The 20603-nt window shown below is 74.0% G+C and carries 16 protein-coding genes; 12 read left to right on the top strand and 4 right to left on the bottom strand.

What is annotated here, in order from left to right:
- Entirely contained in the window at window positions 1–786 is a 786-nt protein-coding gene (locus AB0E19_RS29140; RefSeq protein WP_362185172.1) for an SDR family oxidoreductase, read from the bottom strand.
- Window positions 787–868: 82 nt separating this feature from the next.
- Here AB0E19_RS29140 and AB0E19_RS29135 point away from each other — a divergent pair, with 82 nt between their 5' ends.
- Complete coding sequence (locus AB0E19_RS29135) at window positions 869–1696, top strand: hypothetical protein (protein WP_362185171.1); 828 nt, start codon at window positions 869–871, stop codon at window positions 1694–1696.
- Between the two features lie 97 nt (window positions 1697–1793).
- On the opposite strand, the gene AB0E19_RS29130 is transcribed toward AB0E19_RS29135, so the two are convergent.
- The 3 genes from AB0E19_RS29130 to AB0E19_RS29120 form a co-directional block, all read right to left on the bottom strand.
- Window positions 1794–1994, bottom strand: a complete 201-nt coding sequence (locus tag AB0E19_RS29130) for a DUF397 domain-containing protein (protein WP_169094264.1) — start codon at window positions 1992–1994, stop codon at window positions 1794–1796.
- Between the two features lie 301 nt (window positions 1995–2295).
- Entirely contained in the window at window positions 2296–3156 is an 861-nt protein-coding gene (locus tag AB0E19_RS29125; RefSeq protein WP_362185170.1) for a helix-turn-helix transcriptional regulator, read from the bottom strand.
- 228 nt (window positions 3157–3384) lie between these two features.
- Window positions 3385–4083, bottom strand: coding sequence for a GPP34 family phosphoprotein (locus AB0E19_RS29120; RefSeq protein ID WP_169094262.1), 699 nt, complete (start codon window positions 4081–4083; stop codon window positions 3385–3387).
- A 183-nt stretch (window positions 4084–4266) separates the two neighbouring features.
- On the opposite strand from AB0E19_RS29120, the gene AB0E19_RS29115 reads away from it, so the two are divergent.
- The 11 genes from AB0E19_RS29115 (at window position 4267) to AB0E19_RS29065 (ending at window position 20603) form a co-directional block, all read left to right on the top strand.
- On the top strand, window positions 4267–6654 hold the full coding sequence (locus tag AB0E19_RS29115; RefSeq protein ID WP_362185250.1) for a serine hydrolase: 2388 nt from the start codon (window positions 4267–4269) through the stop codon (window positions 6652–6654).
- Window positions 6655–7044: 390 nt separating this feature from the next.
- Complete coding sequence (locus tag AB0E19_RS29110; protein ID WP_362185249.1) at window positions 7045–8784, top strand: MFS transporter; 1740 nt, start codon at window positions 7045–7047, stop codon at window positions 8782–8784.
- A 122-nt stretch (window positions 8785–8906) separates the two neighbouring features.
- Window positions 8907–9641 carry a signal peptidase I gene (lepB, locus tag AB0E19_RS29105; RefSeq protein WP_362185169.1) on the top strand — a complete coding sequence of 245 codons (735 nt, stop codon included), beginning with the start codon at window positions 8907–8909 and terminating at the stop codon, window positions 9639–9641.
- Between the two features lie 97 nt (window positions 9642–9738).
- Window positions 9739–10530, top strand: a complete 792-nt coding sequence (locus tag AB0E19_RS29100) for an ATP-binding protein (protein ID WP_362185168.1) — start codon at window positions 9739–9741, stop codon at window positions 10528–10530.
- On the top strand, window positions 10527–11204 hold the full coding sequence (locus AB0E19_RS29095) for a response regulator (protein ID WP_362185167.1): 678 nt from the start codon (window positions 10527–10529) through the stop codon (window positions 11202–11204). The genes AB0E19_RS29100 and AB0E19_RS29095 overlap by 4 nt, the downstream gene beginning before the upstream one ends.
- 70 nt (window positions 11205–11274) lie before the next feature.
- Window positions 11275–12504 (top strand): MFS transporter, encoded by a 1230-nt coding sequence (locus tag AB0E19_RS29090; protein WP_362185166.1) that lies wholly within the window; start codon window positions 11275–11277, stop codon window positions 12502–12504.
- Between the two features lie 169 nt (window positions 12505–12673).
- The gene (locus AB0E19_RS29085; protein ID WP_362185165.1) at window positions 12674–14236 is read left to right on the top strand and encodes an amino acid adenylation domain-containing protein; all 1563 of its coding nucleotides are present in this window, start codon (window positions 12674–12676) and stop codon (window positions 14234–14236) included.
- A gap of 55 nt (window positions 14237–14291) precedes the next feature.
- Complete coding sequence (locus tag AB0E19_RS29080; protein WP_362185164.1) at window positions 14292–15701, top strand: citrate/2-methylcitrate synthase; 1410 nt, start codon at window positions 14292–14294, stop codon at window positions 15699–15701.
- Window positions 15698–18226 carry an aconitate hydratase AcnA gene (gene acnA / locus AB0E19_RS29075; RefSeq protein ID WP_362185163.1) on the top strand — a complete coding sequence of 843 codons (2529 nt, stop codon included), beginning with the start codon at window positions 15698–15700 and terminating at the stop codon, window positions 18224–18226. Before AB0E19_RS29080 ends, acnA begins: the two co-directional genes overlap by 4 nt.
- Window positions 18223–19599, top strand: a complete 1377-nt coding sequence (locus AB0E19_RS29070) for a DUF6025 family protein (RefSeq protein ID WP_362185162.1) — start codon at window positions 18223–18225, stop codon at window positions 19597–19599. The genes acnA and AB0E19_RS29070 overlap by 4 nt, the downstream gene beginning before the upstream one ends.
- Entirely contained in the window at window positions 19596–20603 is a 1008-nt protein-coding gene (locus AB0E19_RS29065; protein WP_362185161.1) for an enolase C-terminal domain-like protein, read from the top strand. Before AB0E19_RS29070 ends, AB0E19_RS29065 begins: the two co-directional genes overlap by 4 nt.

Raw genomic sequence — 20603 nt, 5'->3', positions numbered from 1 at the left:
TCAGCGCATGAGTTCGCCGGCGTTGACCAGGAGGGACTGGCCGGTGATGGCGCGGGCCCGGGGGGAGGCGAGGAAGGCGACCGCGTCGGCGACGTCCGTGTCCGTGGCCAGGTCGGGCAGGGCCACGCGGGAGGTGAGCCGCGCCAGGACCTCGGCCTCCTCGACCGCCTCCGACGCCGCCGTGAAGCGGACGAACGCCTCGACCGGCGGTCCCCACATCCACCCGGGCAGCACCGTGTTGACCCGGATCCGGTCCGGGCCCAGCTCCCGCGCCAGCGAGTACATGGCCGAGGTCAGGGCGCCCTTGGACGCCGCGTACGCCGCCTGCTGCACCTGGGTCGGCGCGGCGACGGCCGACTGCGTGCCGATGAAGACGACCGCGCCGCCCCCGCCGGCCCGCAGCGCGGGCAGGCACGCCCGGGTCATCCGCAGCGTGCCGAGGAGGTTGACGTCGAGGACGCCCTGCCAGGCCGTGAAGTCCGCGTCGGCGAGGCCGCCGAAGTACGAGTCCCAGGCGGCGACGTGCACGACCGCGTCGATGCGGCCGAAGCGTTCGACGGCGAGCGCGGCGAGCGCCTCGCACTGCGCCTCGTCGGTGATGTCCGTCGCCCGGTGCGCGGTGTGCCCGCCGGACGGGTCGATCGCGCTCGCGGTCTTGACGAGGTTCGCCCCGGTCCGCGCGCCGAGGACCGCGTTGCCCCCGTCGCGTACCACCGCCTCCGCGACCCGGTGACCGAGTCCGGTCCCGACGCCCGACACGACGACCGTCTTCCCCTGGAGCAGCATCCGGGTGCCTCCCGCCTCTGGCCACTGATCTGACGGTCCGTCAGAGTAGGTGCCCCGAGTCGTACAGGGAAGGGAGACGGCAGTGACGAGTGACGTCGAGGCGTACGGGGAGCTGGCGGCGCACGGCCCGTACGGGGTCCGGCCCGGCCATGCGCTGATCACCATGGTGGAGCCGCACCCGGGGCACGAGTACGCGTACAACCGCTGGTACGAGGACGACCACTACTACGCCGGCGCGATGGCGATGCCCTGGATGTTCGCGGGCCGCCGCTGGGTCGCCACCCGCGACCTCCAGGAGCTGCGGACGCCCGAGAAGTCCGCCGTCGCCCAGCCGGTCACCGCCGGCTGCTACCTCTCCACGTACTGGATCACCGACGGCCGCTACGACGAGCACATGAAGTGGACCGTCGCCATCAACAAGCGGCTCAACCGCGACGCCCGCGTCCACCACGCCCGCACCCACGTCTTCACGTCCTTCCAGGACCACGCGGCGACGGTGTACCGGGACGGCGCGGCGGGCCCGCGCGACGTCCACGCCCTCGACCACCCCTACGCGGGCCTGGTCCTCCAGGTCGTGGACTGCGCGGGGGCGGAGGAGCGCGCGGCCCTCCTCGAACGGCTCGCCGCCCGCGAACTCCCGCGCCGGCTCGCTGGCTCACCCGCGGCGATGGTGACGGTCTTCCGCCCGACGCCGCTGCCCGGCGACCGGATGACGTACGTGAAGCAGGTGGAGGGCGTCGACACCCGGCTCACCCTGCTCTGGTTCCTGGAGCGGGACCCGCGCGACTGCTGGGACGCGCACTTCGCCGGCCTGGCCGACCTCGCCGGCGACGCCGGGCGGGTGGAGCTGGTGGCCCCCTTCGTCCCGACCGTCCCGGGGACGGACCGGTACGTGGACCTGCTGAGGTGAGGCGCTTCCGGGCCCGGACATGAGCGTGCCCTCTCGGCCAGGACGGCGGACCGGACGAGAGGGCGCTCTTGGGGTACTGCGCGCGGTGCTGCGGGACTCAGAGGGCCCCGTCGCTCACCTGGCCGACGAAGGCGTTCCACGAGCCCGGTCCGAAAGAGAGGGACGGACCCTCGGGGGCCTTGGAGTCGCGGACGGCGATCGCCGCCACGGCCGGGGACTTCACCTCGACGCAGGCGCCGTTGCCCCCGGAGTAGGAGGACTTGGTCCAGTTGTCGGTGGCACCCTGGATGATGGCCATGATGTGCTCAGCTCCGGTTCTGCCCGAAAGGGGGCGTGAGAGTCGGTGCCGGCGTGATCTCCACCGGCCTGATCGACGCTACTCGCCGGTCCCGAGCGGCGGGACCGGCGTTCACACGACCGGGTGGCATATTCCAACTGAGCTTCCGTCGGGCCGAGTCGGGGGTGTACCGTGCCTTCCCCCCTGTGGTCCGGACCTGTCAGGCCCCCGGGACGTCACCGGATCTGTCGGATCTGTCAGATCTGCCGGTGGCTCACGGTCGCTTTCCGGCCTGCCCGAGCCGCCGCGGCCTCCGGCCGGCTCAGCCCTGGGCGTACCGCTTCGCGATGTCGGCGACGAAGTCCCGCGTCTGCTCCACGCCCAGCGCCTGCGCCCGCAGGTGCTCGTACATGTAGCTGTACTTCGCGACGTCCGGCCCCTTCTCCAGGTACAGGTCGCTCGTCACGCCCTCGATGTAGACGACGCTGGAGTCGGAGGCGTCCGGGAACTCCAGGATCGAGTACTGGCCGCTGATGCCGGGGTGCGCGCCCGTGTCGAAGGGCAGCACCTGCACGGTCACGTGCGGCAGGTGCGACTGCTCGACGAGGTGCTCCAGCTGCTCGGCCATCACCTGCCGGTTGCCGACCACCCGGCGCAGCGCGGCCTCGTCGATGACCGCCCACAGCCGCAGCGGACGCTCCTCGTCGCGGACCCGGTCCTGGCGGCGGGTGCGGACGGTGGCCCGCTTCTCGATGTCGGCCGGCGTCGACTCGGGGAGCGCGCCGGAGATGACGGCGGTGGCGTACGCACGGGTCTGCAGCAGTCCGGGGATGATCTGCGGCTCGTAGACGCGCAGGCTCTGCGCGTCCGTCTCCAGGCCGATGTAGACGCTGTACGGGATGTCGCCGAAGGCGTGCCACCAGCCCTGCTGCCGCGAGTCCTTGGCCATCTGCATGAGGGAGTTGACCATCGCCTCGTCGTCGACCTCGTACACCCCGCACAGGTCGCGCACGTCGCGCTGGCTGATGGAGCGGCGGCCGTTCTCGAGCCGGCTGATCTTGGACTGGGAGACGAGGAGGCGCTCGGCGACCTGCTCGGCCGTCATGCCCTTGCCCTCGCGGAGCTTGCGCAGCTCCTGCCCCAATCGGCGTCGCCTGACGGTGGGGTTGACACTGGACGCCACGGAAACTGCACCTCCGGCTGCTGTCTGCGATGCGTAGCTGTGAGTATCTACTGCTTGGCAGACTGCCACCAAAGGTGCCGGGTGCGCTGGGAAAACCCGACAACCCGGGGCCGGGGACACCGATGTGCGGGACGCCCGGAGGCGCCCCGCACACCTGGTGCGGCTCCCGGAAGGGTCGTGGTGCGGCGGTGCGGTGGTGCGGCGTGGTGCCCGGCCCGTGCGCCCGCCTCAGTGGGCGGCGGCGCGGGCCATGCTGCCGCGCGGCTGGGCGGGTACGCCCTGACCGCTCCGGCGCGGCTGTGCGGCAGCGCCGTTCTGGACGTCCATCACGGCGTGCGCGACGAGACCGCCCATGGGGTCGTGCCGGATCAGGTCGCGCAGCCGGGACCGCGACGACCGTCCTTCGTTGCCGGGGTACAGGTGCTTGCCGAGACCGACCGCGTGGGCCAGTGCGGCGAGCGCCGCGGTCCGCGGGTCCGGGGGTACCCCGGTGCGGATCGCACTGTCCAGCCGGGCCCTGATCTCCCGGCTGATCGCCGTGTCCGTCGCCTGGTAGCGAGTCGTCGGCAGCACCCCGCACATCTGGCCCTCCACGGCATGCACCATGCCGCATCGCTCCAGATGCGAGAGATACGTCTGGCGGAGCCCCAGTCGGGGTCCGCCGATCCAGTGGACGGCCCGGACCGGACTGCCGCGCCTGCGCAGCAGTTCCAGTGCGGAGTCCAGAGTCGGATCTCCGGTCGGCCGTGGCATCACCACGGCGATACGATCCCCGTCAGGGGCTATCCGTCCTGCCAGGGCCAGCTCTACTAGCTGTGCTCCGGCCAGGCCCAGATCGAGCGACTGCGGCTGCGCTGTGGTACCCGTGGTCGGGTCCAGAGCGAGCAGCAGAAGCTCCTCCGGAATGGTTCTGCGGCTCCTGCCCATCCATGCCTCCCCGCGTGGATGAATGACAGGGTGACCCCTCTCACATTCATCTGTCGAGAGTGCCTGTGCGGTTCGTCCGGGAACCGGCAGGTATGTCGTTCTCGTCTAGCACGGGAGCCAAGGGGTTCACACAGGACACTGGTAGACGGTTCGGACGTACGCATGACGCATGGAGGAGGCACGGTGGCGGGCGAGTCCCCCGACAGGGCGGAGCAGCAGGGGTCGTCGGAGGGGAGGACGCCGGCGGTGTCGTCGACGGTTGCCTCCTCGGAGTCCCCGGCGTCCGCGGTGTCCGCGCCGGCGCCGGTGGACCAGCCGACGGCGGTCTTCAAGACCCTGGCGCCGCGCGTCCCGGAGGACGACGCGGAGCCGTCGGCGTCGAACGCGCCGGCCGGCCCGGCCGAGGAATCGATTCCGGAGCCCGGCGAGGCCCGCGACGAGGCCGCGCCCGAGGGCGACCGACTGAAGCAGGCCGTCGCGGCGTGGGTCGCGACGGCGGCGAAGGACGACGAGGCCGACGGGTCCGACGGGGCCGACGAGGGCGCCGAGGAGGAGCCCGGGACCGACGAGGCGTCCGCGAAGGCCGAGGAGCCCGCGTCCGCGCCGGAGGAGCCCGAGGAGCCCTCGGAGGCCGCCGAGGACGCCGACGAGCCCGTGGAGGCCCCTGCGGCGGCCGCCGAGGCGCCGAAGGCGGCGGAGCCGTCGTGGTTCGCCACCAAGAAGCCCGCGGAGCCGGAGGCCGAGCCGTCGAAGGGCGAAGCCGAGGCCCCCGAGGCCGAGACCCCTGAGGTCGAGGTCCCCAGGCCCGCCGCGCCCGAGGCGCCGAAGACCGAGGCGCCGAAGACCGAGGCACCGAAGACCGAGGTTCCCAAGCCCGCCGGGCCGAGCGCCGACGCGCCCGAGGCCTCCGCGGCCGAGCCCGAGGTGCCCAAGGCCGAGGTTCCCAAGCCCGCCGCGCCCGAGCCCGACGGGTCGAAGGCCGCCGTGGCCGCCGCGTCCGAGGGGCCGGTCGACCAGCCCACCACCATGTTCCGGGCCGTGCGGCCGCCGGTCGTGGACCAGCCGACGACCGCGCTCAAGCTCCCGCGCGACGTCGCGGGCCGCGACTCCGACAGCGAGCGGACGAGCACCTTCGTGCCGCTGCGCCAGGACGTCCCGGCCGAGCGGAAGGCGGCGAAGGCGAAGGCGGAGGCCGCCGCCCCCGAGCCCCGGCCGAAGGCGGACGCGGCCGCTCCCGCCCCCGCGCTCGCGGAGCCCGAGCGGACGCGGCAGCAGCCGCTGCCCCCGCTGCCGCCGCTCGACCTGCTCGCCGAGCTGACGAACACCCCGCCCCCGCCGCCGAACGCCTGGCGCACGACCGTGCGCCGGGTCCGGATCTGGACCCCGCTGGTCCTGCTCCTCCTGATCGTCTTCGCGATCGTGCAGATGGTCCGCCCGCTGCCGGCGCCCGTCCTGAAGCTCTCCGGGCCGCCGACGTACACCTTCGCGGGCGGCCCGCTGAAGATGCCGTGGCCCGGCGAGGGCCAGGGCGCGGTGGAGGTCGAGGGCGTCGGCTCCATGGGCACGTACGGGGCGCAGAAGCCGGCCCCGATCGCATCCGTGACGAAGACCATGACCGCGTACGTGATCCTCCGCGACCACCCGCTCAAGGGGAAGCAGAAGGGTCCGGAGATCACCGTCGACAAGAAGGCCGCCGAGCAGGCGAAGGCGGCGCACGAGTCGACGGCCGCGGTGAAGGAGGGGCAGACCTACACGGAGAAGGAGCTGCTCCAGCTCCTGATGATCCCGTCGGCCAACAACGTCGCCCGGCTGCTCGCGCGCTGGGACGCCGGCTCGGAGCAGGCTTTCGTCGACAAGATGAACGCCGCCGCCAAGGAGCTGGGCATGACCCAGTCCCGCTACACGGACCCGTCCGGCCTGCTCGACTCCACGGTCTCCACGCCGCAGGACCAGCTGAAGCTGGCGAAGGCGGTCATGAAGTTCGACGTCTTCCGCGAGATCGTGGACATGCCGAACGCCACCATCGAGGGCGTCGGCTACATCGAGAACAACAACAGCCGGCTGCTGCTCAAGGACGGGGTGACCGGCATCAAGACCGGTTCCTCCACCCCCGCCGGCGGCAACCTGCTCTGGTCGGCCAACACGGTCGTCGACGGCCGCACCCACCGCGTCCTCGGCATCGTGATGGGCGCGCAGGACGCCGCCAGCCTCAACAAGAAGCTGGAGCTGTCCCTCGACTACAGCTACGAGCTGATCAAGCAGGCGCAGGACGACGTCACCTCCGCGGCCGTCGTGAAGAAGGGCCAGGTCGTCGGGTACGTCGACGACGGGCTCGGCGTCCGGACCCCGGTCGTGGCGACGAAGGAGATCAAGGCCGTCGGCTGGCCGGGCCTGAAGGTCGACCTGGCGCTGACCGACGGCGGCAAGGCCGTCCCCCACTCCGGCAAGGCCGGGGACGTCGTCGGCACGGTCTCCATCGGCGAGGGCGACGCCAGGGTCAGCGCCCCGGTGGCGCTCGGGTCCGACCTGGTGGAGCCCGGCTTCGACAAGAAGCTGACCCGCGTGGGCTGACCCCCGGGAGAGCGGACGGCAGGGCGCCCCGGACGGCCGGGGCGCCCTGCTGTTAGCGTCTTCGGGGTGCCGGCCGCGCCCCCGTGAGAGGGACGACCCGCACGGGACAGCACGGAAGCAGCACGGGAAAGGGCCGCAGTGACCACCGTCGAGCCGACACGCGCGGACCGCGGCGAGGCCGCGCCGGACGGGGCCGCCACGGACCGGACCGCCACGCGCCCGGACCCCCGGCCGCGCTCTGGGCAGGACGCCGGGCCGTCCGTCGCGCAGGATGGCACCCAGGAGGCCGCCCCGGCCTCCGGCACCGTCCCGCCCCCCACCCACGGTTCACCGTCGCGAATAGTGCTCCCGAACCAGCGCTCCGCCCCCGAGCGGACCCCGGCCCCGGCCGTGCCCGCCGCCCCGCCCGCACCGCGGCGCCGCAAGCGCCGCTACCCCGTGCTGGTGGCGACGGGCGTCGCCGCGCTGCTGCACGTCCTCTGGTTCTTCTGGTTCGCGAACAGCGGCGGCGACCTCGCGGCGCAGGACGCCTGGGCCGAGTTCGTCGGCCGGCACCCCGACTCGGCGTACAACCTCGCCTGGTACGGGGGGATGCACCCGGTCTCGTACAGCGTGGTCTCGCCGTACGTGATGTCGGTGCTCGGCGTCCGCACCACGATGATGATCGCGGGGACGCTCTCCGCCGCCCTGACCGCGCTGATCCTGGTGCGGGTGCCGGCCGTCCGGAACCCGATGGCCTGCTCGCTCGCGGGCGTCTTCGCCTTCCTCTGCAACGCGCTGTCGGGCCGGGTGACCTTCGGCCTCGGCATGATGTTCGCGCTCGGCGCGGTCGCCGCCGTCTTCTGCTGGCCGCACCGCTGGCGCCGCAAACGGTGGGCGAAGGCCGCGGTCGCGGCGCCGCTCGCCGGGCTCGCGACGGCGTGCAGCCCGGTCGCGGGCCTGTTCCTCGGCGTGGTGGCGGCGGCGCTCTTCCTGAACAAGCGGAGGCCGGGCGCGTACGCCATCGGCCTCGCCCCGGTCGCGGTCGTCGCGGTCTCCTCCTGGCTCTTCCCCTTCTCCGGCACCCAGCCGATGTCCTTCGGGTCGACGTCGCTGCCGCTGCTCTTCGGGATCCTCGTCCTCGTCCTCGTACCGAGGGACTGGCGCACCGTCCGCACGGCCGCCGCCTGCTACACCGTCGGCACGTTCCTGACCTGGCTGATCGACTCCCAGATCGGGTCGAACATCTCGCGGCTCCCGATGCTCTTCGCGGGCGTGGCGCTGCTCGCGGCGCTGCCGTACACGCGCCCGCGGTCGCGCCGCTGGTACGCGCTGGCCGTCGCCTTCCTCGGCCTCAACTTCTGGATCGGCTTCAAGGGCGTCGACGACGTGATCCGCACCCGCCCGGACGCCTCCTGGGCCTTCGAGGTGGCGCCGCTGATCAACCAGCTCCAGGTGCGCGAGGCGCGGAAGGCGCGCGTCGAGGTCGTCCCGGCGTCGAGCCACCGCGAGTCCTCGGCGCTCAGCCCGTACATCAACCTCGCGCGCGGCTGGAACCGCCAGGCGGACATGGAGCGCAACCCGCTCTTCTACGACGACACGCTCAACGCCTCGAACTACCGCGAGTGGCTCCACCGCTGGGCCGTCCGGTACGTCGTCCTGCCGACCGGTGCCCCCGACTCGGGCGCCGAGCGGGAGGCCGAGCTGGTCGGCGAGGGCCTGCCGTACCTGAACCAGGTCTGGTCCGACGCGAACTGGCGGCTGTACGAGGTGGCCGGCGCCACCCCGCTCGCCGACGCCCCGGCGCAGGTCGAGCGCGCCGCCGAGAACGAGGTCGTCCTCCACCTGGACCGCCCGGCCCGGGTGAAGATCCGCGTCCCCTACTCCCCGTGGCTGGCGCTCATGGACGAGAACGGCGGCAAGCTGGAGCCCCCGCAGGAGACGGAGGAGTCCAAGCTGGCGCGGGAGGAGTCCGAGACGGAGCTCCCGAAGGTCTTCGCCAACGAGAACGGCTGCCTGGTGAAGGCCGAGCCGGACGAGCAGGGCGACGAGTGGACGGAACTGGTCGCCCCGAAGGCGGGCACCTACCGTCTCGCGGCCCCGTACAAGCTCTTCCCGCGCGGCACGGCCTGCCCGGAGGAACTGCGCTGAGCCCCTGCCGCGGGCGGGTCACCCGTAAGGAGGGCGAACCCGCCGGGGGACTGCTCGGCGGGCGGTACGGGCCCTAGGGTCGACCCATGCGGCAGGAACCAACTGAATCGGGGCGGGCGGACATGACGGACAGCACGGACGTGTCGACGGAGCCGAGGCCGGCCCCGGAAGCCGAGGAGGCCCCCCGGAAGGGCCCGCGCCGCACCCTCTCCCCGTGGCTGGAGTACCCCCTCCTCGCCGTGGTCGCCCTGGGTCTCGCCTTCCTGATCAAGACCTTCCTGGTGCAGGCGTTCCTGATCCCCTCGGGCTCCATGCAGAACACCCTCCAGGAGGACGACCGGGTCCTCGTCGACAAGCTCACCCCGTGGTTCGGCTCGGAGCCCGGCCGGGGCGAGGTGGTCGTCTTCCGCGACCCGGCCGACTGGCTCGCCGGCCACGAGACGAAGCCCCCGAGCACCGTCCAGAAGGCCCTCGGCTTCGTCGGCCTGATGCCCGCGGCCGGCGAACAGCACCTGATCAAGCGGGTCGTCGGCGTGGCCGGCGACACCGTCGAATGCACCGGCACCGGCCCGCTCGAACTCAACGGGACCCCGCTCACGGAGCCGTACGTGTACGCGGGCAACACCCCGTGCAGCGACGACGAGGGCGGCCGGTTCAAGGTCACCGTCCCGGCCGGCCACCTCTGGGTCATGGGCGACCACCGCCAGGCCTCCCAGGACTCCCGCTACCACCAGGACGACCCGCACGCCGGCATGGTCCCCCTCACCGACGTCGTGGGCCGCGCCATCGTGGTGGCCTGGCCGCTCTCCCACTGGTCGACCCTGCCGGTCCCGGACGCCTTCACACCGAAGGACTGAGCAAGGTGATCTATTCACGCCAAAATCGTTGAAGTGTTCGGCGTGATCGGGTCCAATGGTTCACCTTCACCGGTGCGAGGACCACGGAAAGTCCGTCATGACCCACCACAGCCAGCTGTACGCGACTGCTCCGCAGGCCCGGGTCGCGCTCCCCACGGCGGCGGAGCGCGCCTGGCTCGCCAGTCTCCAGAGCGCCCGTCATCTGGTCGACGCCGAGGTGCGGCGGCACGAACGGCGCAACGCGCTGCACACCCTGAGGGGCCTGCAGGTGCTCGCCCGGTTCGCGGAGGAACGGGCCGACGACTTCGCGTCCTCCCTCGGGGTGCCGCTCGCCACGGTCGAGGCGATCACCCGCCGGATCGGCGACCCCCTGGTCCGCGCCCAGGCCGTGGGCCGGCTCATCGCCGCCGCCGAGCGCGGCGTGGACCTCCGGCTCTGTCCCGCCTCCGGGCTGCCCGACGGCCTGGAGGGGGCGGGGGAGATCGGCGCCGTCCTCGGCAACCTCGTCGACAACGCCCTGGACGCCGTCACCGGCGACGGCCGGCCGGAGCCCCGCGTGGAACTCGCGCTCCGGTACGACCGGGGCACCGTCGACCTCTCCGTGCACGACAACGGGCCCGGCGTGCCGCCCCACCTGCGCCGCTGGGTCTTCGAGCGCGGCACCTCCACGAAACCGGCCTCGCCCGAACGACCCCGGGGCATCGGCCTCGCGCTCGTCCGCGCCGTCGCCGAGGCGCGGGACGGATCCGTCGAGGTGCGGGCCCGGCGGGGCGGCGGCGCCGTCTTCACCGTCCGCATGCGCGTCGGCGAACAGCGCCGGGGAGCCCGCCGGCAGACGGCGCGCCAGGGCGACGCGGGCCCGTCCGGCCGGGGCGGGGAGGACCGGTGATCAACGTGCTCGTGGTCGACGACGACTTCTACGTGGCGAGGATCAACGCCCACTACGTGGCCGAGACGCCCGGCTTCCGGGTGGCGGGCATCGCCCACAGCGCCGGCCCGGCCCTGGCGGCCGCCGAACGCGGCGGCATCGACCTCATCCTGCTCGACCAGCACCTCCCCAACGAGAGCGGACTCTCCGTCACCCGCCGCCTCCGCGGCCTCGACCTGGACGTCGACGTCCTCATGGTCACCGCCGACCGCAGACCCGAGTCGGTCCGCGCGGCCCTCCGCGCCGGCGTCCTGCACTACCTCGTGAAGCCCTTCACCCCGGAGGCCCTGCGCGAGCGCCTGGAGTCGTACGCCCGGACGCGCGCCGCGCTCGACGAGGCCACCGAGATGGACCAGGACGCCGTCGACCGGACCCTCGGCGGCTCCTGCCCGCCGGACGCCGTCCGCGACCTGCCCAAGGGCTTCTCCGAGCGCACCGCGGACCTCGTCTCCCGCATGGTCGACGAGCACGGCGCCGGGCGCGAGCTCGCCGCCCAGGAGGTGTCCGAGCTGACGGGGATCAGCCGCTCCACGGCCCAGCGGTACCTGAAGCACCTCGCCGACAGCGGGCGGCTGCGGCTCACCCTCAAGTACGGCACCAGCGGCCGGCCCGAGCACCTCTACTCCCGGGCGTGAAGCGGCGGTCCACCGCGCTTCCGTACGCCCGCCCTTCCGCACGCCCCGACCACGCGACAGGAATCCGACAGTGCCGATCCGCATACTCCCCGAGCCCGGCCCCACCCGGCTGCTGACGTTCATCACCATGGTGATGAGCCTGGGCCAGGGGCTGTGGATGGCCCTGAGCGCCATCTACGCGGTCACGGTCGTCGGCATGTCACCCGGCGAGCTGGGCATCGCCCTCGGCATCACGGCCGTCCTCGTCCTGGTGTCCAGCATCCCGCTGGGCCACCTCGCCGACCGCGCGGGACCCCGCACCGTGCAACTGTGGTCGTTCCTCGCCCTGGCCCCGCTGACCGCGGCCCTCGTCGCGGCGCAGGGCTTCTGGTCGTACCTGATCGTCACCTCCGTGCAGGGGCTGGCCTACCGGGCCGGCAACAACGCCCGCAAGGCGATGATCGCGGCCAACGTGCCCCGGAAGGAGCGGGTCCACGTCATGGCGTACATCCGGGCCGCGGTCAACGCGACCCTGGCGGTCGGCGCCTGCCTCGCCGGCCTCGTCCTCGTGTGGGACGAACGCGCCGGCTACCAGGGCGCCGTCCTCTTCACCGCCGTGTGCTTCCTGATCACGGGACTGCTCACGCTCAAGGAGCGGCCGGTGCCGCCGGCGCCCGCCACCCCGGGCGCCGCCTTCTCGGTGCTGCGGGACACGCCCTTCCTGGCGTTCACCGTCCTCGACGGCGCCCTCGCCACCCACGCCCTGCTGCTCGACCTCGTGCTGCCCCTGTGGGTCGTCCACCACACGGACGCGCCGCGCTGGACCAGCGCGGCCCTGCTCCTGCTGAACACCGTCCTCGTGGTGGCCCTCCAGACCCGGGCCGCGCGCGGTGTCGACGGCCCGAGGTCGGCGTCCTTCGCGAGCCTCCAGGGCGCCGGCTGCGTGGCCGCCGCCTGCCTGCTCTTCGCCCTCACCGACGGCGCGGAGGCCGTCGCGGCCGGGGTGCTCCTCGGCGTCGGCGCGCTGCTGCACGCGCTCGGGGAGATCCGGCAGGCGGCGGGCAGCTGGACCATCGTCTTCGACCTGGCGCCCGACCACGCGCAGGGCCAGTACCAGGGCACCTACAAGATGGGCCAGGACATCGGCAAGATGTTCGCCCCCGCCGTCCTCGCCTGGCTGATCATCGGGCACGGCGCCGTCGGCTGGGTCGTCCTGGCCGTGGCCTACGCCGTCCTCGGCGCCGCCGTCCCCGCCGTCGTCGCCCACGGCGCCCGCAAGGCCGCCGCGGCGGCCCCGGCGAAGGACGCCGCCACCGTCTGAGCGCGCGCCCGCGCGGTCCTCCCGCCCGTGCCCCGCGTGCGGGGGAAACGAGCAGAACGCGGTTTTCCCCGGTCAAGGGTGTTTAGCGCGGCAGCGCGCACAACCGGGACCGGCCCCCCGAGCCGTCGATAGTTTCGAGCCAATCCGCCGTCGACGAGTTCGGACAGACATGACCACAGCAACGGACGTACGCCTGGGCGCCGGCCTCCTCCGGCACGCGCTCGTCCAGCCGGACCGCACCGCGCTGACCCTGGGACGCCGCGAGATCGGCTACGCCGAGGCCGCGACCACCGCGCGCCGCTGGGCCGCCCTGCTGGTCGAGGCCACCGGCGGCCGGCCCGCCCGGGTCGCGGTCTTCGCCCACCGCAGCGAGGCCTCCTACCTGGGAGTCGCCGCCGCGCTCTGCGCGGGCGCCGCGTTCGTCCCGCTGAACCGCAGGTTCCCCGCCGAGCGGACCCGCTCGATGCTGGAACGCGCCGACGTCGACGCGATCATCGTGGACGCCGCCTCCCTGCCCGGCCTCGCCGAGCTGCTGCGGGGGCTGCCGCGGACGCCGGTCGTGCTGCTCCCCGACGTCGAGCGGGCCGAGGCCGGCGACCTGGGCGGCGCACGCGTCCTGGACGCCCGGGACCTGGCCGCCGCCGCGCCACTGGAGGAACTGCCCCCGGTCGCGCCCGACGACCTCGCCTACCTGCTGTTCACCTCGGGCAGCACCGGCGCGCCCAAGGGCGTGCCCGTCACCCACGGCAACGTCCGCGCGTTCCTCGACGCCAACCAGGAGCGCTACCGGCTCACCCCCGACGACCGGCTGACGCAGACCTTCGACCAGACCTTCGACCTGTCGGTCTTCGACCTCTTCATGGCCTGGGAGAACGGCGCCCGGGTCTGCTCGATGGACCCCATCGAGCTGCTGTCCCCGTTCAAGTACCTGGAGCGCAACGGGATCACCGTCTGGTTCTCCGTGCCGTCCGTCGCCGCCGTCCTGCGGCGGCGCGGCAAGCTCCTGCCCGGGACGATGCCCACGCTGCGCTGGAGCCTCTTCTGCGGCGAGGCGCTGCCCCGCGAGACCGCCGAGGCCTGGCAGGCCGCCGCGCCGGGGTCGGTGGTGGAGAACCTGTACGGGCCCACCGAACTCACCATCGCCTGCACGGCGCACCGCTGGGACCCGGTGACCGGCCCCGCGTCCTGCGTCCACGACAACGTGCCGATCGGCCGCCCCTACCCGGGCCTGCACCCGCTGGTGATCGGGGAGGACGGCACCCCGGTGGCGGACGGCGAGACCGGGGAACTGTGCGTGGCGGGCGCGCAGACCGCCCCCGGCTACTGGCGGGCGCCCGAACTCACCGCCGAGCGGTTCTTCCCGTACGAGGGCCGCACCTACTACCGCACCGGCGACCTGGTGCGGCTGCAGGACGACGCCTACGTCCACCTGGGCCGCAACGACCAGCAGGTCAAGATCGGCGGCTACCGCGTCGAACTGGGCGAGATCGAGGCCGTGCTGAGGCAGGCCGGCGCCGTGGAGGCGGTCGCCCTGCAGTGGCCCGACGCCCACACCGTGACCGCGGTCGTCTGCGGCGACGCCGACCCCGCGGCGCTCACCGCCGCCTGCGAGGCCGCGCTGCCGCCCTACATGACGCCCGCCCGGATCCACGTGCTGGCCGAGATGCCCCTCAACGGCAACGGCAAGACCGACCGGGGCGCGCTGCGCGAGCTCCTGCGGACCGGCCCGTGAGCACCGCCCCCTTACCCCGCGACCTCCGACCCGCGACCACCGAAGAGAGCCCATCGTGAGCACAGTCGACCAGCTCGTCGCCCGCACCCTGGGCATCACCGAGGACCGCCTCACGGCCGATCTCGCCTACCAGTCCGTCCGCGAGTGGGACTCGCTCGGCCACGTCGCGCTGATGGTCGCCCTGGAGCAGGAGTACGGCGTCGAGGTCGACGACGACCTCATGCTGGAGCTGCGCACCCTCGACGCGGTGCGCGCCTTCGCCGACGGCCTGGGCGGCCCCGCGGCCGCCGGGGCGCGCACGGACTCCGGTGCCGCGGACGCCCCCGCGGCCGGCGTCACCGTCCACCGGGGCCTGGAGGGCGTCACCTTCGACCACTCGGCCGTCACGCACATCGACGGCGCCGAGGGCACCCTGGAGTACCGGGGCTACAGCATCCACGACCTCGCCGAGCACGCCTCCTTCGAGGAGGTCGCCCACCTGCTGGTCCACGGCCACCTCCCCGACGCGGCCGGCCTGGAGGTCTTCGCCAAGCAGCTGCGCGCCGCCCGCACCCTGCCCGCGCCGGTCCTGGACCTCGCCCGCTCCCTCGCGCACGCCCACCCGATGGAGGCGCTGCGCACCTGCGTCTCGGCGCTCGGCGCGTTCGGCCCCCGCCGGGCGGCGGGCACCGACGAGAGCCTCGCGGAGGCCCGCGAGGCCGGCATCGAACTCATCGCCCGCATACCGATGATCGTGGCCGCGCACCACGCCTTCCGCAGCGGCCGCGAGCCGCTCGCGCCCCGCGAGGACGCCGGCCACGCCGAGGCGTTCCTCACCGTGCTCCTCGGCGAGGAGCCCACCCCGGCCGCCGTCCGCGTCATCGACAAGGGCTTCGTCGTCCACGCCGACCACGGCTCCAACGCCTCCGCGTTCACCGCCCGCGTCGCCATCGGCTGCCGCGCCGACATGACCGCCGCGCTCACCGCCGCCATCGCCGCCTTCTCCGGCTCGGTGCACGGCGGCGCCGCCGAACGGGCCATCACCCTCGTCGACGAGGTCGGCACCCCCGAGAACGCCGAGGCGCACGTCGCCGCCCTGCAGAGCCGCGGCGAGCCCGTCATGGGCTTCGGCCACCGCGTCTACCGCACCGAGGACCCGCGCATGCGCCATCTGCGCGCCAGCGTCGTCGAGTTGAGCGAGGAGCGCGGCGACCGCACCGGCCTCGACGTCCTCGACGCGGTCGCCGCCGCGATGCTGCCCCGGCAGCGGCACGGCGTCGCCCCCAACGTCGACCTCTACGCCGGTCTCTCCTACCGCCTCCTCGGCCTGCCGGACGACCTGGCCGTCGCCCTGTTCGTCGTCGGACGGGCGCCCGGCTGGGTCGCCCAGGCGCTGGAGCAGCACGCCAACAACGTCCTCATCCGCCCGCTGCTCGCCTACGCGGGCCCGCGCGGCCTCACCTACCCCTCGGGAGCCGCGCGATGAGCACCTTCCCTTCTCCCGTGCGGCTGCCGGACTTCGCCGCCGGGCACGGCTTCGACCTCGACGCCGTCCCCTACACCGGCCGCGTCCTGCTCGAATCGCTGCTGCGCGCCGGGGACCCCGCGCAGGCCGCGGTCCTGGGCAAGCGCCTGGCGCTCGGCGAGGACCCGGACCTGGAGATGCCGTTCCGCCCCGCCCGCATCCTGGTGCAGGACTACACCGGCATCCCGCTCCTGGTCGACCTGGCCGTGCTCCGCGACCGGGTCGCCGAGCCGGGCCGGGTCAACCCCGCCCTCCCCGTCGACGTGGTCGTCGACCACTCGGTGCAGACCGACTGGGCGGGCCGCCCGGACGCCCTGGGCCTGAACGAGGCCCTGGAGATGGACCGCAACCGCGAGCGCTACGCCTTCCTCAAGTGGGCCGAGGGCGTCTTCGACGGGGTGCGGGTGATCCCGCCGGGCCGCGGCATCGTCCACCAGGTCAACCTGGAGCAGCTGGCCACCGTCGTCACCGAGGGCCCCGACGGCCTCCTCGCGCCCGACACCGTCCTGGGCACCGACAGCCACACCACCATGGTCAACGGCCTGGGCGTGCTCGGCTGGGGCGTCGGCGGCCTGGAGGCCGAGGCGCAGATGCTGGGCCTCGCGCAGGCCATCCGCATCCCGGCGATCGTGGGGGTGCGGCTCACCGGCACCATCAGCCCCGGGACCTCGCCCACCGACGTCGTCCTGGCGCTGACCCGGCGGCTGCGCGAGGAGAACGTCCAGGGCCTGATGGTGGAGTTCACCGGCCCCGGCGTCGACGAACTCTCCGCGCCCGACCGCTGCACCGTGGCCAACATGGCCCCCGAGTACGGCGCCATGTCGGCGTTCTTCCCGGTCGACGAGGAGACCCTCGACTACCTGCGGCGCACCGGCCGCGACGAGCCGGCGGTGTCCCGCGTGCGGGAGTACTGCCGTGAGCAGCGCCTGCTCCGGGCGGCCGCCGAGCCCGTCTTCGGACGGACCGTCGTCTTCGACCTGAGCGAGGTGGGCCCGGGACTCGCCGGCCCCAGCCGCCCCGACCAGCGCATCTCCCTGGGCGAACTGCCCGGTTCGCTGGCCGCGCTCTGCCCGGAGGGGCCGCGGAGCGAGGGCGGAGTCCAGGACGGCGACCTCGTCATCGCCGCCATCACCTCCTGCACCAGCACCTCCAACCCCAAGGCGATGCTCGCCGCCGGGCTGCTCGCGAAGCGCGCCGTCGAGCGGGGCCTGCGGGTCCCCGCCCACGTCAAGACCAGCCTGTCGCCCGGCTCCAGGGCGGTCACCCGCTACCTGGCCGACGCCGGGCTCCTCGGCGACCTGGAGACGCTCGGCTTCCACGTCGCCGGGTACGGCTGCATGACCTGCAACGGCGGCAGCGGGCCCCTCAACGAGGGCGTCGGCGAGGCCGTCGACCGCGGGGACCTGACGGTGGCCGCCGTCCTCAGCGGCAACCGCAACTTCGCCTCCCGGGTCCACGGCCAGGTCCGCGCCGGCTACCTCGCCTCGCCCGCCCTGGTCGTGGCGCTCGCCCTGGTCGGCGACGTCCGCACGGACCTGGAGAGCCGTCCCCTCGGCGTCGACCGCGACGGCGTCCCCGTCCACCTGCGGGACCTGTGGCCGCACGCCGCCGAGCTGCGCGACCTGGAGGAGCGGTACGTCACCCCCGAGGTGTTCGCGGCCGACACCGCGCCGCAGCCCGCGTGGGAGGCGATCACCGCCCCCGAAGGCGAGGTGTACGCGTGGGACGAGGCCTCCACCTACATCCGGCCGCCCGCGTACGCGGACTCCGAGGGCGGGCTTCCCGTCCTGGCCGGGGCCCGCGCCCTGGTGGCCCTCGGCGACCACGTCAGCACCGACCACATCTCTCCCGTCGGCGCCGTCCCGGCCGCCTCCCCGGCCGGCGCGTACCTGCGCGAGCGGGGCGTACGCGACTTCAACTCGTACGGCTCCCGGCGCGGCAACCACGAGGTGATGGCCCGCGGCACGTTCAGCAACCCGCGCCTGCGCAACCTGCTGGTCGGCGACGGCGACAGCGGCGGCACCACCCTGCACCTGCCCGGCGGCGAGCGGCTGCCCGTCTACGACGCCGCCCGGCGCTACGCCGACAGCGGCACGCCCCTGATCGTCCTGGCGGGGCGCGGCTACGGCATGGGCTCGTCCCGCGACTGGGCCGCCAAGGGGCCCTGGCTGCTCGGCGTCCGCGCGGTCCTCGCCGAGGACTTCGAGCGCATCCACCGGGCCAACCTGTGCGCCATGGGCATCCTGCCGCTGCTCCTGCCCGCCGGGCGGAGCTGGCGCGACCTCGGCCTGACCGGCCGCGAGGAGTTCGGCATCGACCTGTCGCGGGTGCGCGAGAGCGGCGAGGCCCACGTCACCGCCGACGGCACCGCCTTCGCCGTACGGGCGGACGTGCGGTCGGCCGGCGAGTGGGACGTCCTGCTGGCCGGCGGCACCCTGCCCTACCTGCTGCGCACCATGGGCGCCCGACCGGAGGCCGACGCGTGACGCACATCCTCGACACCCTGGGCCTGCGCACCGCGGTCGAGGCCGACGCCCTCACCGCGGGCGCCAAGACCTTCGTCCCCGTCCACGCCGGCACCCACGACCTGCCCGTCGGCACCCTCCTCGACGCCCTCGCCGAGGACCCGTCGCTGCTGCCGCCGCGCACCGGCCACCTGGGCAACTGGGAGGACATCGCGGCCGGCCGCGCCGGGCCGATGGACTTCAACACCGCCATCTGCGGCGGCGGCCACGGCTACCCGCTGATCTACGGCTTCACCCGCACCGAGGCCGACACCGAAGGCGGCGACGAGGCGTACCAGCCCGGCTCCCTCATCGACCAGGGCAAGCGGCACGTCCTGCCGCTGCACACCTGGGACGGCACCCGCTTCGTGCGCCGCGACCGCTCCGCACCGCTGTTCTGCCCCCTGGTGCAGGCCGAGGTCGACGGACGGCTCGTCCCCCTCGTCGACCTGCACCGGCAGCGGATGGAAGCCCTGCCCGGCTACCGCTTCCGGCACTGGGCCACCGCCCTGACCGACCGCGCCGAACTCGTCACCGACATGCTCACCCTGCTCCTGGAGCAGGCCGCCGCCCAGGGCCGCAACCAGGCCTTCGCCGAACTGATCAGCCAGGCCGTGCGCGCGGACGGCGAGGTGGCCCGCTGCCGGGTGCGCCCGGAAGGCTCCGGCTACCTCCTGGAGGACCAGCACTACCCCTCGGCGCGCGCCCTGGCCGAGGCGGTCATGGCGACCGTCCACGCGCTGGTCGACCCGGCCGCGTTCTTCGCCCGGCTGCCCGGACTGCCGCCGCTGCTGCCGGTGATGTCGCTCCAGCTCACCAACGTCCTCTTCGCGCTCCTGGACATGCACCACCCCGACGCCCCGCCCGGCCCCCCGGAGCGGCCCTTCATCACCCACCTGCACTGGGGGGCGCGCGCCATGGCCGGCTGCCCGCCCCGGCGCCACGGCTACCTGACCCGGCGCTCCACCGTGCGGTCCCTGCGGGCCGTCACCGACCCGCTGGTCGAGCACTTCGAGGCCGCCCGCCCGGTGGCGTTCGTCCTGCTGCCCGCCCAGACCTTCATGCTCTGCCCGCCCAGCACCTCGCCCCGCGACGTCGAGTTGATGGCCGGCCTGTTCGCCCGGCTCCGGGCCGCCGGCCCGGCCGCCGCCCACGAGACGACGCTGCGCTGGCTGGACGGCCAGGCCGAGCTGCTCTCGCCGTACCTGCGCGGCCGGTTCGCCGGCGGCAGCGGAGTACCGGCCGACGGCGCCGTGCGGGAGCCCGCCGTCCCCGTCGAACCCGACGGCTTCCGGGCGCTGACCTTCCGCCAGGCGTGCGGCGCGGTCGCCGCGTTCGAGGAGGTCCTCGGATGAGGCTCACCCACCACGAGATCGTCATCGCCCTGCGCGAACCCTTCGTCAGCAACACCGGCGTCACCACCCGGGTCCGCCAGCGCGTCGTCGCGCTCGACTGGGACGGGCTGCGCGGCCTCGGCACCGCCCGCGACGCCGACCCCGACGACCTCGACGCCTGCGCGCCCGCGCTCGCCGGCGCCTCCCCGTACGGGCTGCGCGCCGCCCTCGACGCGCTGCCCGGCATCGGCCCGGCGGCCCGGTCGGCCGTCGACATGGCCCTGCACGACCTGCTCGGCAAGGCCACCGGCCGCCCGCTGCGCCACCTCCTCGGCCTCGACGGCCTGCCCGTACCGCCCACCGCCCTGTCCATCGGCGCCTGCCCCGACGACGAACTCGTCCGCCGGGGCCGCGCCCTCGCCCACTGGCCGGTCCTCAAGCTCAAGCTCACCCCGGAGGACGACGGCAGCCGCGCCGGGATCCTCCGCGCCGTCTACCCCGGCCGCATCCGCGTCGACGGCAACGGCTCCTGGGACCGCGAGCAGGCCCTCAGGGTCGCCGAGGAGCTCCACCGCCACGACGTCGAACTCCTCGAACAGCCCGTCGCCCCCGGCCGCCTCGACGACCTGCGCCACGTCCACGAGCGCTCGCCCGTCCCCGTCTTCGCCGACGAGGACTGCGCGGACGCCGACGACGTCCTGCGGCTGCGCGGACACGTCAGCGGCGTCAACATCAAACTCGTCACCTGCGGCGGCCTGGCCGAGGCCCACCGCATGATCCTGCTGGCCCGCGCCTGCGGCCTGCGGACCATGCTCGGCTGCAAGGTGGAGAGCGCCCTCGGCGTCTCCGCCATGGCCCAGCTCGCCCCGCTCGCCGACCACCTCGACCTGGACGGCCCCGTCGGTCTGCGCGACGACCCCTTCACCGGGGTACGCATCGACGACGGCACGCTCGCCCTCCCCACCGGCCCGGGCATCGGCGCCGCTACCCTCCATCCGACCCCGATCACCTGGGACAAGGACTGA

Origin of the sequence: Streptomyces sp. NPDC047974, from assembly GCF_040653375.1 — a bacterium.
In the GTDB taxonomy this organism is placed as follows: Bacteria; Actinomycetota; Actinomycetes; order Streptomycetales; family Streptomycetaceae; genus Streptomyces.
This window is presented reverse-complemented; position numbering and strand designations above follow the sequence as displayed.